Genomic DNA, 242 nt, shown 5'->3' with positions numbered 1-242 from the left:
GCGTACACGGTATAAAGCTTTGTCATAGTCCCTCTGCTCCTTGCGATTTTTTCTGGGTGGAATGACGGGCTGACAGCCGGACTCAACAACCTTGTCTATAATCTCATTGCTGTCATATCCACGGTCAGCCAAAAGCGCCTTTGCATTCAAACCGTCAATCAATGCACATGCTTCCTTGCAATCAGATCTGGTACCTTCTGTAACAACAACTCTGAGCGGCATACCATGCGCATCCACGGCCA

At 48.8% G+C, this 242-nt stretch carries 1 protein-coding gene; it reads right to left on the bottom strand.

Annotation, left to right across the window (positions count from 1 at the left end; genetic code table 11):
• Nucleotides 1-242, bottom strand: a 242-nt coding sequence (locus EII23_RS12815) for a transposase (RefSeq protein ID WP_148091313.1), incomplete at both ends; no start/stop codon positions are given.

This window comes from Desulfovibrio sp. OH1186_COT-070 (assembly GCF_003860215.1).
Taxonomy (GTDB): Bacteria; Desulfobacterota; Desulfovibrionia; order Desulfovibrionales; family Desulfovibrionaceae; genus Desulfovibrio.
Note: the sequence above shows the minus strand (reverse complement) of the source record. Positions and strands in the feature narration are given on the sequence as shown.